This is a genomic window from Neorhizobium alkalisoli (assembly GCF_002968635.1).
GTDB classification, from domain to species: Bacteria; Pseudomonadota; Alphaproteobacteria; order Rhizobiales; family Rhizobiaceae; genus Neorhizobium; species Neorhizobium alkalisoli.
In genome coordinates, this window is sequence record NZ_PVBN01000007.1 from 111,138 (window position 1) to 125,898 (window position 14,761).

Below are 14,761 nucleotides of genomic sequence, written 5' to 3' on the forward strand. Positions count from 1 at the left end.
GAGATCCTTTTGGCCGAAGCAATGACTTCCCGCGACTGGCACCCGGAGCCTTCCGGACCCGGAGACGATCAGGGATCCGGAATTCAGTCGGTTCCGACGGCATCGGATCCGGAGTCGCGCGGCTTTCGCAATCTCATCATGCGTGCCGCCGGATGGACGGTAATAGGGTATGTCGTTCCTCAGTTCCTCAGGATTGCAAGCAGCCTGATCCTCACCCGTCTGTTGGTCCCCGAAATGTTCGGAATAATGGGCGTCGCCATCATGGTGCAGGTCTCGATAGCAATGCTATCGGATCTGGGACTGAGGCCCGCCGCAATCCAGAGCAGGATGGGGGACGAGCAAGCCTATCTCGATACGGCCTGGGCGCTCCAGTTCTTACATGGGTGCCTGATCTGGTTTGCCTGCATCTTGGTCGCCGTCATCGTCGGATATGGAGCCAGATACGGCTGGTTTCCTGAAGGGTCGGTCTACACCGCGCCTGAACTTCCGACGGTCATCATCGCCGCATCGTTCGGCACCATCATCATGGGTCTGCAATCCACGAAGATCATCACGGCCTATCGGCATCTCAATCTCGGACGACTGACCGTCATCGAGATCGTGGCGCAAATCATAAGCCTCGCTACCGCCGTATTGCTGGCATTATACACCGGTTCAATCTGGTCTTTTGTGGTCTCGGCCCTCGTCTCATCACTGGTGACGACCATTCTAAGTCATATCTGGCTGCCTGGAGCTTGGAACCGCTTCCGGATGGAGCGGGAAGCCCTCGCCGATCTGCTCCGCTTTGGCCGCTGGATCCTGCTGTCGTCGATATTGACGGTCATAGCTGCCAATGGCGACCGCATTCTGCTGGCCGGCTGGACCAGCCCCACTATGCTAGGGCTCTATATCCTCGCCCTTAATCTTGTTGCCATGCTCGAGGGGGCCGGAGGGCGCCTTTTTTCCAGCGTGGCTATGCCCGCTCTCAGCAAAATTGCCCGGGAACGACCGGAGGATTTGCCTGCCGTCTTCCTGAAAATGCGCCTGCCCTTCGATATCGTATTTATCGGCAGCGCTGGCGCGGTCTATTCCGGCGGACGGATGCTCATCGAATTCCTGTATGACGATCGATACGTGGATGCCGCTCTGATTATCGAAATCCTGTCTTTCAGCCTGATTGCCGGCCGGTTTCTTATGCTGTCGGCGGTCTATCAGGCCGTCAACGAGCCAAGAAATCAAAGCGTCCTCAATCTTGTCCGTGCGATCTCGATCTTCGTGTGCCTGCCGGCCGCTTATTACTGGTTTGGATTCGAAGGCGCTCTTTGGGCAATTGCTCTTCACAGCCTGCCGATCCTACCCTTCGTTTTTTATTTCAACAGGCGCAATCGGCTTAACAACCCTCTTTATGAAATCGCCGTGCTGGCTGTCTGGCCTGTTGGATATCTGGCGGGACATATGGCGGTTATGGCGGTTGAAGCGATGGGGATCAGCTTTTAGCGAAGGCGCAGGTCCGGAGTATTTCTTGCAAAATAGTACCGCCAAAGACGTAGTTTGCTCCTCATTCCGATATATTGCTGAGGAAGAAAGAGGAAAATAGTATCTACCAAAAAAATAAATCCACCAGATACAAGCATACGCTACCCGCACCGGACAATCGCCGTCTGTTCAATCGAGGCTACTTGCATGAAGCATATGTCCTGCTGGCTATTCGTGTCTGGGAAACGAAAGCGTTCTGGCCGCCTGATCATGTTCATCGAAAGGGCTTCCTTGGGATGATCACTGAAGGGGGGCATGTGGGCAAGGTTGGGCGAACCGGATCGTGGGAACCGGATACATGCGGCCTTACCTGCGATGACATCGAAAACGGTTTTCCTGACAACGTGCGGACATCATCCGGTGATGCGCTTCGTCCTCTGCTGATCGTGGAGGCCGCCAACCCGGAATGGACAAGCGTGCCTTTGGTCGGCTGGAATCTTGCTAGGTCGATCATGGCGCGGACGAATGGTCTTATCGTCACCCAGATCAGAAATCGGGAGGCCTTCCTCCGGGCGGGTCTCGTTCAGGACCGCGATTTCGTGACTATCGATAATGAGCGGGTGGCTCATCTTCTTCATCGGCTCAGCAAATATCTTAGAGGTGGGGAGAACAAGGGCTGGACAGTCGTCACGGCGCTTTCTTCCTTCTCTTACTACAGCTTCGAACGTGAAGTCTGGCGGCTGCTCGGTGATCGGTTGAGAGCTGGCGAGTTCGATCTGGTGCATAGGATTACGCCGCTTAGCCCAACCAGTCAGAGCTCAATCGCCACGCGGCTGCGCAAGCACAAAATCCCCTTCGTTCTCGGACCCCTCAATGGCGGTTTGCCCTGGCCGAAAGGTTTTTCCGGGGTGCGCAGCCGTGAACGCGAGTGGTTGTCGCTGTTCAGAAAGCTCTATCGCCTAATGCCTTCCTACCGGGCGACCAGGGTGCAGGCAGCGGCGCTCATTGCCGGATCACGCCACACGCTCAGCGAGCTCCCGGAAAGCTGCGTCAAGCGAGCTTTCCTCATTCCTGAAAATGCGGTCGATCCAGAGCGGTTTCCATTCCGGTTACGTGAGCTCTCCGGCAACCGATTGGCTGTCGCGTTTGTCGGCCGGCTGGTTCCGTATAAGGGCGCCGACATTCTGATCGAGGCGGTAGCAGCCTATCGCGGACGCCTGGATATCGATGTGCTGATAATCGGGGACGGCCCCCAGCGAAGCGAGTTGGAGGACGCCGTGCGCCGGAAGGGGCTTGGCGACAAAGTTCGTTTTGCAGGCTGGGTTGACCAGAAGGATCTGGCCGCGACGCTGTCTGGATGTCACGTTTTGGCATTGCCGAGCGTGCGGGAATTCGGAGGTGGGGTTGTGCTCGAAGCGATGTCGATGGGGCTCGTCCCGATCGTCGCCAACTATGGAGGGCCGCCGGAGCTGCTTGATGAACAATCCGGAATATCCGTAGATTTCAATGACCGGAAGACGTTGACGGCTGGCTTCCTGGCGGCGTTCGAGAAGCTCGACGCTAGTCCCGATCTGGTCGCTTTTCTGAGTAACGGTGCCGCGATGCGTGTACGACAGCGATACACCTGGGATGTAAAGGCGGATGAGATGCTTCAGATCTACAAATGGGTTGTGGCACGCTCTCCAAAACCAATTTTTTGATGCATAGGACCTAACATAGAACAAAACCAATACTTAGTCGGAACTTTATTTTGATCTCTTGGTAAAGGAAATCGTAATTGAAGATAGACTAAAGTACGTTTCGGTCGTATATTGAGCTCAATAAATAGTCGAAGAAAAAAATGGCAGTCTGTTTGGGGTAGTTGTAACTGCAGTTCCCGGGGGGCCACGTCCTAACCCGGGGAGGGGGTAACATGAGTTCAACGATAAGCGGCTATGGCCGCTCTCCTGCCGTGACAGAAACCTTCCGAATTATGAGTGAAATGCCGAAGCTTGCGGACAAAGAGAACGCAAGCAAGGCCAGCCACAACGAGTCTCTCGTCATCATCGACGCGAGGGCGCTGGATCGCGAATGCCTTGCAAAAGCGCTTGTCGGGCGAGGCCTGAAGATGGAGGTCTGCGCTGTCGGCTCCATCGAGGAATGGAGAAGGGAAAAGGACCTTTATCCTCCGGTTCAGGCCGTCCTCTTCAACATCGGCAGCCGGAAGGCCGATGACCCGGTGCTTGCAAACGACATATCGAAATTGATGGCAGAGTTCAGATCTCCGCCGATCATCGTGCTTTCGGACTCGGATGATCTCGGACAGATCGTGAAAATGCTGGAATATGGCATCCGCGGTTTCATCCCATCCTGCGTCGGTATCGGCGTCTGTGTCGAAGCGATCAGCTTGGCTGTTGCCGGCGGTGTCTTCATTCCGGCCAGCAGCATCTTATCCATGCGTCACTTGGTGAACACCTCGCCGGCAAGCGAACAGCGATCGCTTTCCGGGATGTTCACGACGCGCCAGGAAGCGGTGGTCGAGGCACTTCGCAAGGGCAAGGCCAACAAGATTATCGCCTATGAACTCAATCTGCGTGAAAGCACAGTCAAGGTGCATATCCGAAACATCATGAAGAAGTTGAAGGCTACGAACCGGACGGAAGTCGCCTATAAACTCAATGATATGTTTCCGTACGGACAGGTAAACTAGGAGCTGCCCATAAAGCCGATCCTTGAATATTCCGGCTGCGAATGGCGGGTTCGCAGTTGACGTATCGAGGCATCAGCCGGGCATATCTGGACTGGCAAGTGCACAGCAATCCGCTTAGAGCGTCCTTTTTGCGTCCCTATGGACGTGCAAAGGACGCTCTATCTTATTTGGGGGATCGAATTCAAAGCGAAGGCTTTGGGAGAGGTTTCCAGTTTGGATCCGGCCAGATGAAGGGATTGCCGTCAGTCTGGGGTCGGGTCTCAGCAAAATAGCTCCGGCAGCGGCCAACTTCGTCGGGCTCTCGCGCAAGGGTCCAATAGGTATGGCATACCTTTTCGACGATTACCTGCCGGCACTCTTCCATGCTGGGTGAATGTCTCTGTTCCTGTTGCAGGAAGTCCTGCACCGATTTCCATGCGATCCTCTGCAGGTCGGCCACCAGGGCAGGTGGAACTGTCGGAGGTGCTTTTGCCCCTTCCGGCGACTGGCGGTAGATGGTGGCATAGTGGACAGCGGCCATGAAATAGATGCCCGCATCGGTCAAATGCACATCGTCCCGAAAGATCTGACCGAGGACTTCCTTGGTATTTCCCTTTATGCCGGGGATCTTTCCCTGGAGCGCCTGGTCCGCGAGCTCAATCAAGGCGGTGCCGCCGGGGACGACCGAAAGGTTGGCCGGCCGATTTTCCGACCGTAAGGTCAATCTCACTTTTTCGGCCACGCATTGCCAGGCAACGGATACGTTTTTCTCGTGTTCCAGCCACATCGGCAGCTTGTTCTCATCGACGGCAAGCCATGTGTGAACGTAGAGTGTCCTGCCTTGAGGGTTGCCTTCCATCAGGCGGTCGTGGATATGCCGGAGATATCCGATCGCATTTTCCCAAATGACATTGCCGAGAACGCCATGGTTCTCTGCAATGACCAACGTGTCATACGGCCGGCCCGTTTTGATATGGCGGGCGTGGCGCAATTCATCCGCGACATTCAAACCTTCGCCGTCGCGGTTCTTTCCATAGCCGTAGCCCGCCCACGGCTTGTCGTTCTCGCCGCCCCAGGTGCGAAGCCGTAGGGGGGCACCGGGGATGTTCTGTTGTTCCCAGGCGATCTTGTTGCCTTTGCTCTTGGCAATCAGCTCGACCCAATCCGGCAACGGATTGTCGATGAGGCTGTGACCAGTGAAGAAGATTTGCGCGGACTCCCGCGTATCCCGTGGTATGCCGTCCTGCGGTCGCGCGTCGGTTGCCAGCAGCCATGCGAGGGCAGAGGCGACAGCGAGTAGAGGCTTCTTGGAAGTAATCACCAGCTTCGGCCTTTCCTAAGGTTTCAAGGTTCAGCCAGTCCGAGTGCATGGCTTCATCCGGCTTTCGAACCCGACCGGTAACTTTGCGGGAATTGCTGGAAGAAGGGGGCCGAGGACCGTGGCTCAGGGCAGCATATACCGGAGCGAAGCGCCCCTTCACCCTGTCCAAGAGGCGCAGTTGCATTCCTACCTCTTTTGGGGGGAGAGGCGGTCGAGGTGCTAAGACACCTCCTTCCAAAGCATAGGTGGGCAAGGATCGGCGCCGCAGCCTAGGATATCGATCTGGAACCGCGAGAACTCCGATGTCCTTAAACTCTATTCATGGTAGATCGACGCCCGTCGTCAGCCTGATCATTCCCGTCCACAATGAGGAGGCGGCGATCGGCCCATTCCTGGACGCGACCCGGGCGGCGCTCGATCCCCTGCAGGCAGAGGGTATCGAGTTCGAGTTCATCTTTATCAACGACGGTAGCCGGGATGCGACCGCGGACCGGCTGATCGAGGCTCAGCGCTCCGAGCCTCGCATCCGGATAATCGATCTGTCTCGCAATTTCGGCAAGGAGGCCGCTATGACGGCCGGGCTGGACGCCTGCCAAAGCGATGCCGCCATTCCCATCGACGTCGATCTGCAGGACCCTCCCAACGTCATCCCGCTGCTGCTGAACAAATGGCGCGAGGGCTACGAGGTGGTGGTGGCCAAACGCTCGGACCGGTCGAGCGACAGCTTTCTCAAGCGCAGCACCGCGTCGATGTTCTACCGCTTGCACAATCTGATCGCCTCTCAGGAGATACCGCCCGATGTGGGTGATTTCCGCTTAATTGATCGCCAGGTGATCGATGCGCTGAAGCAGCTTCCCGAACGCCGCCGTTTCATGAAAGGCCTGTTTGCCTGGGTGGGCTTCAGGACGGCCGTTGTCGAATATGCGCGTGAGCCGCGCGTGGCGGGACAATCGAAGTTCTCCGGCTGGCGCCTGTGGAATCTTGCGCTCGAAGGGATCACCTCCTTCTCCAGCGTGCCTCTTGAGATCTGGACCTATGTCGGAGCATCCATCTCCGCGCTCTCGTTCGGCTACGGGCTGCTGACGATCATCAAGACACTCTACTTTGGCGTGGAAGTGCCTGGTTATGCTTCGCTGCTGGTGAGCATGCTGTTTCTTGGTGGCGTTCAGCTGATCGGGATCGGTATCCTCGGTCAATATCTCGGACGCGTTTACGCCGAGATCAAACAGCGGCCGATCTATATCGTTCGGCGGGAAATCAGCCCGCAGCCGCAAGACAATCTTGTTTCGATAGGCCAGCGCACGCGCCGCCGCCGGTCCACCAGATCGGTATGAAAATCGAACTTAGCGGAGGGCATCGCGGTGACCTTTCCTCCAACTGATGAGCTTTCAGCGGGCGAAAGCTCCTGGCGCGCGGTCCCCGTCTCTCCGAAATTCCGCGACATGGCGGGAGGACATATTCTTCCAATCATCCTCGTCGCGCTCGTTCTTGCGGGCATAACGCTGCGGGTCTTAAACCTGCTTCTCGAAGCGTCGCTTTGGGAAGACGAGATATTTTCGGTGGCGCTGGCTGAAAGTCCGATAACCGATCTGCTCCTGGCAGCCTTGCGTTTCGACACGCATCCACCCCTCTACTATGTTCAATTGCACCTGTGGGCCGCGCTGGCTGACAGTGATCGCTGGTATATCCTCAATTCGACGCTGTTCAGCATCATAGCAATCATAGCGCTCTTCGAAGCGTGCAGGCGGATATATGGCTGGAATGTCGGCCTTTGGGCCGCTGCGATCTTCGCGTTGATGCCGCTCCAGCTGTTCTTTGCGGAAAACGTGCGAATGTATCCGATGCTCGCTCTGCTGCAGATCGGGCTTTGGTATGTGCTTCAGCGGATGATCGTGGAAAAGCGGGCGGTGATGCGGCAGTTGCTCCTGGCGCTATGCCTCGGCCTCGCCGTCACTTTAACGCATGGTCTCGGCTTCTTCGTCACATTCTTCCTGTTCCTTCATGCCGGTTTACGCCTCTTCAAAGCCGTGCCCGCGCGTGACTTCCGTTTCTTCGTGGCCACCTATGCGGTCGTTGCGCTGGCAGCCCTTTATCCGCTGGCGATCGGAGCCATCCGGCAGACCGAAGGCGTTTCCGGATTCGATCTTCCCACGATCGGCATCCACCTGACGCTCACCCTGCTTGGACTTGAGTTTCCGTGGCCGACGATCGCGGGACTCTTCGCTCTGCCGCTGATGGTTCTATTGCCTTTGACCAAAACCCGTGACCGCTGGATCGGGATATTCCTGGTCCTGATTCCGATTGGCGTGTTGCTCGCAATCTCGCTTTTAGCCAAGCCCGTCTTCATCTATCGGACGCTTGGTCTCTTCCTGCCTTTCCTGGCGATTTCGCTTGGGCTTTACGCCGATGCCGCATTCAGGGTGAGGACGATTGCCCATCGCGTAGCGGTTTCGGTCATCGTGCTCCTGATGCTTTACGGCGGTGTGAACTACACCATGGCCTTCGAAAAAAGAGGATATCGGGAAATCGTTGCAGCCTGGGAGGCCCAAACGACCGAGGACGCCATTCTCATGACTAATGGCCCGTCTGAGTTCTGGGCTGTTCTGCGTTACCTGGACAACGGCACGGGAAGGGTCAGCGCGCTTCAGATTCAGCCCCCCGTGCGGGATGGCATGTTGCGCCTCAGAGAGAAGCTGGACGGCCTCGGAGCCGCAAGCCTCGGGCTGTTCGGCAAGGCAGATCACGCCGTGGTCGGCGAGCGGCGCGTCTATCCCTATGTGGCGCAGGATATCGCCTCTGCTTCACCGGACGTCTGGGTTCTCAACCCGAAATCGGAGAACTGCGTGCTCGGTGATGCGGCAATCCCGCTTGAGCAAAGCGACACGCTTTCGCTGGCGGGGCATAATCTTACAAGGTGCCACAATCCTCGATTCGGCTCGAAACAGTAGTGGACGGCCACAGCGCCGAACCGGCGCAGGCATTGCCCTTGCTCATTCCGGCAGCCAGCCCGCGGCCAAGGGGTGATCTGCGGAAAGCGGCAGGCGTACGACTTGGCTTTCTCTGGCTGAGGCATAGATCGCTGTGACGAACTCGATCGAGTGATAGCTTTCCTGAAGCGATGGAAGATAAAGGTCCGGTTTGCCGGTGAGCCGTGCATGGACATCCGCGAACAGTCCCGGAAACCGTGGAAGGACGTCGGGTACTTCCTGAATTGCCGCATCGATCTTTGCCTGTCGCGAGGGGTCGGTGGCTTCGAATTTCCAGGGTCCGGCTCCTATCTGGTAGGGTTCTGAGCCCGAGGTTATGGTGACATGCTCGAAACACATCCTGAGCCGCGAGCTGTTTCCGGCCGCGCCCAAAGTGACCGAGGATGTGATCAAGGCGCCTTCCGTCGTGCGCATCGAGAGCGCCGCGCAATCTTCGGTCTCGATGGGATTGACGCGTGTGTCCAGGAAGGCGGCAACCTCCACGACATCTCCGACGAGGTGAGTCACCAGATTGTGGATGTGACACGCATGGCTGACGAGGACGCCGCCGAGTTCGCCTTTCCAGGTACCTCGCCAGCGCTCGGCGTAATAGGCAGATCCGCGTTGCCAATGGGTCTCCAGAGCCACGACGTAGGGCCTGCCCAAAAGTCCTTGTGCCTTCAGTTCATGCGCAGCTCGGTAGCCGGCGCCATAGCGATATTGGAATACGGGAAAGACCTGCCGCCCCGTTTGTGCGGACCGCTCCGCGATCTGGCGAACCTCGGCGATCGAACCTGCAAGAGGTTTCTCGCAGACGACGTGCTTTCCGGCTTCGAGGGCGACGAGCGTCATCGGCGCATGCAGTCGAGGTGGCAGGCAGATATCGACCAGATCCACGGAGGTGTCGGCGAGGACCGCGTTGATGTCGGGAACAGCCCGACTGCCCGGAGCCTGCTGTGCCGCCTCCTCGGCTCGAGGCAGGTTAAGGTCGCAGACATAACGGACATCGAAGAGATCGGCTAGCTCCGCATAAGCGGCGATATGAGCCTTGCCTATGCCCGCGCCGATGACGGCGACACGGATACGCTCCGTCATCGGGCTGCTTTCTCTTCCGCGATGAGTTGCGCCTGCAGTCCCAATTGGGTTGCAAGGAATGCATGGGATTGGGCCATGGCCGTTTCCGTTCGCCTTTCCACATCGGCAACCAGGCGGCCGAGGAAGGGTTTTCCGGCGCCTTTTGCCTCGAACCGCTGCACGCCCGACTTATCGACCAGAAAGACGTGGTCCTGGCCGTCTTGACCGGCGATATCGATGTATTTGCGTAGCTCGATATAACCTTCCGTTCCGAGAAGGGTGATCCTGCCATCGCCCCAGACGGGAAGACCGTCCGGCGTCAGCCAATCGACCCGGGCATAACCGCGCCCGCCATTGCCTTCCAGCAGCACTTCGCCGAAATCCTGAAATGCGGGCCGATCTGGATTTGCGACATTGGTCACATGGGCGGAAACCACGCGTGCCTCGGTCGATCCGGTAAAATGCAGGAACTGGTCGAACTGGTGGGCGCAGATATCGGCGAGAATTCCGCCGCAACGGGTTCTGTCCCAGAACCAGTCCGGCCGGAGATGGGCATTCAAGCGATGCGGCCCGAGGCCGACCGTTTGAACCACCTTGCCGATCCGGCCCTCGGCAATCAGCTGATCCGCCAGGGTGGCGCTCTCGACGGAGACGCGTTCGGAAAAGGATACGACCCAGCGTCGCCCGGTCTCCCCGACGGTGCGCTGGATGTCTGCCAGCTGTTCCAGGCTGGTGCAGCCGGGTTTGTCGACCAGAACATCCTTGCCGTGCGACATCGCCGCCACCGCGATATCGGCGCGTTCGCTGTTGATCGCCGCGGAAAGGACAAGGACGATGCTTTCATCGTCGAGGATGGCCTGCATCGGCCGGGCCGGTAGATCTGGATAGGTTTCCTGGAATGTTTTGCGGGCCGCCTCCGGGGTCTCCTCGCCCGTCGTCCATGCAACGAGCGTGGCGCCGGCATCCAGCATGCCATTGATCATGCCGTAGATGTGTCCATGGTCAATGCCGATGACGCCGATGCGAAGATTAAAGGCCATGAGAGCTACCTGTTCAGGTGGATGCCGCGAGCGCGAAGCATGGATTGGATATTGACCAACGAACCCGTGTCTATGGAAGCGTTGGCGGCGATGCCGGTGAGGATGGACCAGGCGCCGGCCACATGATCGGAGGCGCGGCCATAGGGGTCGGGCTGCATGTTTTCGGGATCAAAGATATAACCCAGCATGACCGGATCTGCGCCGCCGTGATCCCCCGTCGCCTTCGGAACGGTGAGCTGGCGCGGAGGCTCGCCGGCCAGGTGGAGCTCCGTCGTGATCGCATCTTCGTCCGCATGGGCACGTTTGCCGCCGAAAACTCCGTGGACCTCGATATGGCGATGGGTAATGTCGCCCTTGGTGCCCTGGAACTTGATTTCCAACCCTTCCCAGGGGGAATAGGCAGTCAGGGTGTAATTGGCGGTGACGCCCGAGGCGTAGCGGATATGCGCCTGCATCGTATCCTCGATGCCGATCTCTTCATCGAATACGCAAAGATCGCGGAAGTAGCCGTCTTCGTGCTCTGCCTCCACATAGAGGTTGCGCAGGTTTTCGTCGGCTGCAAGATCGAGGCGGAAATCGCATTTGTAGGCGACGGGACAGTCGCTGCAGCGTGGCCCACGACCGGCGAGACCCAGCTCCACCGCCGTTTCCGGACGGTAAAAGACCCGGCGGCCGGAGGCCAGGACTTCCGTCGGTGCTGTTCCCAGCCACCAATTGAGAAGATCAAAATGGTGGGTCGATTTGTGAACCAGCAGCCCGCCGGAATTCTCCTTCTGGCGGTGCCAGCGGCGGAAATAGTCAGCGCCGTGAACCCGATCGAGGTGCCAGCGGAAATCGACGGCCGTCACCGTGCCGATCGCTCCGGATGAAATCAGCTCCTTGATCTGGGTACGTGCCGGTGAATATCGGTAGTTGAACGTCACCGTGACCTTTCGGCCCGTGCGGGCCTGAGCATCGATGATCTGCTTGAGACGGTTGAGATCGATCGTGAGCGGCTTTTCGCAAATGACGTCGCAGCCGGCCTCGAAGGCACGGACGATGTAATCGGCGTGCAGGAAATCCGGCGTCGCGACGACGACGGTATCCGGCCTCTGTTCCGCGATCAGGCGGTCGAAATCCGCGGCGAGATAAGTGGCGACACCGTTCGTCCCGGGTTTTGAGGCCGCCTGCGCCGCTTCGCCGAGGCGATGCGCATTGCTGTCGCAGAGGGCAACGATCTCATGTTTGTCGGCATAGTCTTCAACAACGGAATTGCGAAACATCTGATGCCGCGAGCCGCATCCAACAATGGCGATCTTCACTGGGCTTGGCTTTCTTTCTGGATGGGTTCGATGCGTTGACCTGTGCTATCGAAATAGTGGAGGTCGGGAAGGTCGAATCCGATGGTGACCGGATCACCCATTCGGTAGGGCGTCCGCCCGTTGTCGCTGACCAGCAGTACCTGGCCTGAAGATAGCGCGATATGCAGCAAGGTTTCGCTGCCCAGATACTCCACCAGGCGGATCGTACCATCGCCCTTGACCTCACCATTGCCGACACGCAGAGACGAAGGTCGCACGCATAGAGTCAGCGCTTGATCGTCGGTCGGAAGATCGGGGATTGCGAAGTCAGGCATGCCGGCAACCGAAACCACGCTCCCGTCCGACCCGCGCGTTGTTCTCGCCTGCAGCATGTTGATCTTCGGCGAACCGATGAAGCCAGCAACGAAGAGGTTCTGCGGCCGAGTGTAGAGCTCCTGCGGCGTGCCGAGCTGCTCGATCTTGCCGCCGCGCAAGACCACGATCCGGCTTGCCATGGTCATCGCCTCCACCTGATCGTGGGTCACATAGATCATCGTGGTGCCGAGGCGTGCGTAGAGCGAGGCGAGTTCCGCCCGCATCTGCACCCGCAGTTCCGCATCCAGATTGGAAAGCGGCTCATCGAACAGGAAAAGCTGCGGCTCGCGCACGATCGCCCTGCCGATGGCGACGCGTTGCTTCTGGCCGCCCGAAAGCTGGCGCGGCTTGCGGTCCATAAGCTGCTCGATTTGCAGGATGCGTGCGGCCTCCGCCACCCGACGCTCCACCTCGGCGCTTGAAACCTTGAAGTTTTGCAGGCCGAAAGCGAGGTTCTTGCGCACGCTCATATGCGGATAGAGAGCGTAGCTTTGGAATACCATGGAGAGCTCGCGTTTGGAGGCGGGCAGGTCGTTGACGACCTTTCCGCCGATCGAAATCGTCCCCTCGCTGATGTCTTCGAGGCCTGCGATCATGCGCAGGAGGGTCGATTTTCCGCAGCCCGATGGACCGACGAGAACAAGAAACTCGCCGTCGTGGATGTCCAGATTCAGCCCCTGGATGATGGACAGCGCTCCATAGCGCTTGCCGACGTTTCGAACCGTCAATCCTGCCATGCGTCTTGTTCCCTATTTCATTCCGGAGGTGGCGATGCCGCGCACGATGAGTTTCTGGAACAGGACGAAGAAGATGACGACCGGAACCAGTGAAAGGACCGACATTGCGAACATCTGACCATAGGCCGACTGTCCCTCCTGATCGAGGAAGAGGCGAAGCGCGAGTGGTACGGTGTAGCTCTTGATGTCGTTGAGGTAGATGAGAGGGGCCAGGAAATCCTCCCAAACCCAGATCAGCGAGAAGATCGCGGCGGTGCCCATGGCCGGCAGCGAAAGCGGCAAAATGATCGCCCAGTAGATCTTGAAGGGCGAACAGCCGTCGATCATCGCTGCTTCGTCCAGCTCGCGCGGCAGCTGCCGAAAGAACTGCACCATCAGGAAGATGAAGAAGGCATCGGAGGCGAGGAAGCGCGGGACTACCAGCGGCAGATAGGTGTCGACCCAGCCGAGGTTCAGGAACTGAACATATTGCGGGATGAGAACCACATGATAGGGGATCATCAGCGTCATCATCATCAGCGCGAAGAAGAAGCTGCGCCCGGTGAAGTTCAGCCGTGCAAAGGCATAGGCCGCGAACGAGCAGGAGACCAGATTGCCGATCACCGACAGGCCCGTGACAATTGCCGAGTTCACATAGAAGACCGTGAAGGACATCGGCAGGGCGTACCAGCCCTTCGTATAGTTCTCGAAACGAAATTCAGAAGGCCAAAGCGTCAGGCTGCCGAAGATCTCGTTTTCCGGCTTGAAGGAGGAAGCGAGCAGCCAGAACAGCGGGTAGAGCATCACGCATGACACGATGATCAGGAAGATATGCTTCAGGATCCGGCCGTTGCGCTCTTGCCTGTCGCGTTTCAGCCGCAGCTCGTGAGCTACTCGCGCGGCCTCATCCATCTGGATGGCAAGTTCCAGATCAGTCGCGCTCGTTTTCATAGTGCACCCAATATTTAGACGTGAAGAAAGCGATCGCGGTGAAGGTCGCTATGATGACCAGCAGAAACCAGGCAAGCGCCGATGCGTATCCCATACGGAAGAACTTGAAGGCCTCGTTGAACAGGTAGACCGTATAAAACAGGAGGCTGTCTGCAGGAGCACCGGTGCCGTTGGAGATGATGAAGGCGCTGGAAAAGGTCTTGAAGGAATCGATGGTCTGCAGCACCAGATTGAAGAAGATCACCGGCGCAAGCAGCGGCAAGGTGATGCGGGTGAATTGCCGCCAGCGCGGCGTACCGTCGATTTCCGCCGCCTCGTAGAGATCGCGCGGAATGCCGCGCAGACCAGCCAGGAAGATCAGCATCGGCGAGCCGAACTGCCACATGGCGAGCACGACCAGCGTATAAAGCGAGGTGTCCGGATCGGTGATCCAGGAGGCTCCCTGGATTCCCACCATCGCCAGGACCTGATTGACCACACCGTCGGCGGCGAAAAGCTGGCGCCACAGTATGGCGATCGCAATGGAAGCGCCCAGCAGGGACGGCAGGTAGAAGATGGCTCGGTAAAGGCCGATCGTCCGCAAGCCCTTGTCGAGCAACATGGCGACACCGAGGGCCATGATCAGTCGGGCGGGCACAGCCAGCGCAACATAGGTAAACGTCACCTCCAGCGCTTTCCAGAAGCGCCGGTCGCGCGTGAACATGTATTCGTAGTTGCCCCAACCGATCCACCGGGGGGCGCTCACCATGTCATAGCGGGTGAAGGAAAGATAAAGCGACGCAAGGATCGGCCCCAAAGCGAGCAGGAAAAATCCGATCAACCATGGAAGAAGAAACACATAGGCCGGTGCATTGCGGGCAAAAAAACGTTTCATCGAAACGACCTTGTTGTCGAAAGAGAGGCCCCGGCGGCAGG

Annotated in this window: 12 protein-coding genes; 5 read left to right on the forward strand and 7 right to left on the reverse strand. The window is 58.2% G+C overall.

Going from position 1 to position 14,761, the window contains the following annotated elements:
* Positions 1 to 9 precede the first annotated feature (9 nt).
* From C5L13_RS16690 to C5L13_RS16700, 3 genes are all read left to right on the forward strand, one after another.
* On the forward strand, positions 10 to 1,476 hold the full coding sequence (locus tag C5L13_RS16690) for an oligosaccharide flippase family protein (RefSeq protein ID WP_105384423.1): 1,467 nt from the start codon (positions 10 to 12) through the stop codon (positions 1,474 to 1,476).
* A gap of 74 nt (positions 1,477 to 1,550) precedes the next feature.
* Positions 1,551 to 3,155, forward strand: coding sequence for a glycosyltransferase family 4 protein (locus tag C5L13_RS16695; protein WP_158693471.1), 1,605 nt, complete (start codon positions 1,551 to 1,553; stop codon positions 3,153 to 3,155).
* 212 nt (positions 3,156 to 3,367) lie between these two features.
* Positions 3,368 to 4,144, forward strand: a complete 777-nt coding sequence (locus C5L13_RS16700; protein ID WP_105384425.1) for a LuxR C-terminal-related transcriptional regulator — start codon at positions 3,368 to 3,370, stop codon at positions 4,142 to 4,144.
* A 181-nt stretch (positions 4,145 to 4,325) separates the two neighbouring features.
* Here C5L13_RS16700 and C5L13_RS16705 read toward each other — a convergent pair whose 3' ends face one another.
* On the reverse strand, positions 4,326 to 5,444 hold the full coding sequence (locus C5L13_RS16705; RefSeq protein ID WP_245571310.1) for a hypothetical protein: 1,119 nt from the start codon (positions 5,442 to 5,444) through the stop codon (positions 4,326 to 4,328).
* A 302-nt stretch (positions 5,445 to 5,746) separates the two neighbouring features.
* Here C5L13_RS16705 and C5L13_RS16710 point away from each other — a divergent pair, with 302 nt between their 5' ends.
* Both C5L13_RS16710 and C5L13_RS16715 read left to right on the forward strand, forming a co-directional pair.
* Complete coding sequence (locus C5L13_RS16710) at positions 5,747 to 6,778, forward strand: glycosyltransferase family 2 protein (RefSeq protein ID WP_105384427.1); 1,032 nt, start codon at positions 5,747 to 5,749, stop codon at positions 6,776 to 6,778.
* Between the two features lie 27 nt (positions 6,779 to 6,805).
* On the forward strand, positions 6,806 to 8,392 hold the full coding sequence (locus C5L13_RS16715) for a glycosyltransferase family 39 protein (RefSeq protein ID WP_105384428.1): 1,587 nt from the start codon (positions 6,806 to 6,808) through the stop codon (positions 8,390 to 8,392).
* A 42-nt stretch (positions 8,393 to 8,434) separates the two neighbouring features.
* Here C5L13_RS16715 and C5L13_RS16720 read toward each other — a convergent pair whose 3' ends face one another.
* Genes C5L13_RS16720 through C5L13_RS16745 form a run of 6 tightly spaced genes read right to left on the reverse strand, consistent with a single transcriptional unit; the run spans position 8,435 to position 14,720 of the window.
* The gene (locus tag C5L13_RS16720) at positions 8,435 to 9,505 is read right to left on the reverse strand and encodes a Gfo/Idh/MocA family protein (protein ID WP_105384429.1); all 1,071 of its coding nucleotides are present in this window, start codon (positions 9,503 to 9,505) and stop codon (positions 8,435 to 8,437) included.
* A complete protein-coding gene (locus C5L13_RS16725) occupies positions 9,502 to 10,524 on the reverse strand; it encodes a Gfo/Idh/MocA family protein (protein ID WP_105384430.1) in 1,023 nt (340 codons plus the stop codon). The genes C5L13_RS16720 and C5L13_RS16725 overlap by 4 nt, the downstream gene beginning before the upstream one ends.
* A gap of 5 nt (positions 10,525 to 10,529) precedes the next feature.
* The gene (locus C5L13_RS16730; protein ID WP_245571312.1) at positions 10,530 to 11,786 is read right to left on the reverse strand and encodes a Gfo/Idh/MocA family protein; all 1,257 of its coding nucleotides are present in this window, start codon (positions 11,784 to 11,786) and stop codon (positions 10,530 to 10,532) included.
* Positions 11,787 to 11,821: 35 nt separating this feature from the next.
* Entirely contained in the window at positions 11,822 to 12,916 is a 1,095-nt protein-coding gene (locus tag C5L13_RS16735) for an ABC transporter ATP-binding protein (RefSeq protein ID WP_105384432.1), read from the reverse strand.
* A 12-nt stretch (positions 12,917 to 12,928) separates the two neighbouring features.
* On the reverse strand, positions 12,929 to 13,846 hold the full coding sequence (locus C5L13_RS16740; RefSeq protein ID WP_105384433.1) for a carbohydrate ABC transporter permease: 918 nt from the start codon (positions 13,844 to 13,846) through the stop codon (positions 12,929 to 12,931).
* Positions 13,827 to 14,720, reverse strand: a complete 894-nt coding sequence (locus C5L13_RS16745) for a carbohydrate ABC transporter permease (protein WP_105373126.1) — start codon at positions 14,718 to 14,720, stop codon at positions 13,827 to 13,829. The genes C5L13_RS16740 and C5L13_RS16745 overlap by 20 nt, the downstream gene beginning before the upstream one ends.
* Between the last annotated feature and the right edge of the window lie 41 nt (positions 14,721 to 14,761).

Bases quoted from the DNA above. Each gene is read 5' to 3' on its own strand.
- C5L13_RS16700 (WP_105384425.1), top strand. From the start codon at position 3,368: ATGAGTTCAACGATAAGCGGCTATGGCCGCTCTCCTGCCGTGACAGAA.
- C5L13_RS16710 (WP_105384427.1), top strand. From the start codon at position 5,747: ATGTCCTTAAACTCTATTCATGGTAGATCGACGCCCGTCGTCAGCCTG.
- C5L13_RS16720 (WP_105384429.1), bottom strand. From the start codon at position 9,505: ATGACGGAGCGTATCCGTGTCGCCGTCATCGGCGCGGGCATAGGCAAG.
- C5L13_RS16725 (WP_105384430.1), bottom strand. From the start codon at position 10,524: ATGGCCTTTAATCTTCGCATCGGCGTCATCGGCATTGACCATGGACAC.
- C5L13_RS16730 (WP_245571312.1), bottom strand. From the start codon at position 11,786: ATGTTTCGCAATTCCGTTGTTGAAGACTATGCCGACAAACATGAGATC.
- C5L13_RS16735 (WP_105384432.1), bottom strand. From the start codon at position 12,916: ATGGCAGGATTGACGGTTCGAAACGTCGGCAAGCGCTATGGAGCGCTG.
- C5L13_RS16740 (WP_105384433.1), bottom strand. From the start codon at position 13,846: ATGAAAACGAGCGCGACTGATCTGGAACTTGCCATCCAGATGGATGAG.
- C5L13_RS16745 (WP_105373126.1), bottom strand. From the start codon at position 14,720: ATGAAACGTTTTTTTGCCCGCAATGCACCGGCCTATGTGTTTCTTCTT.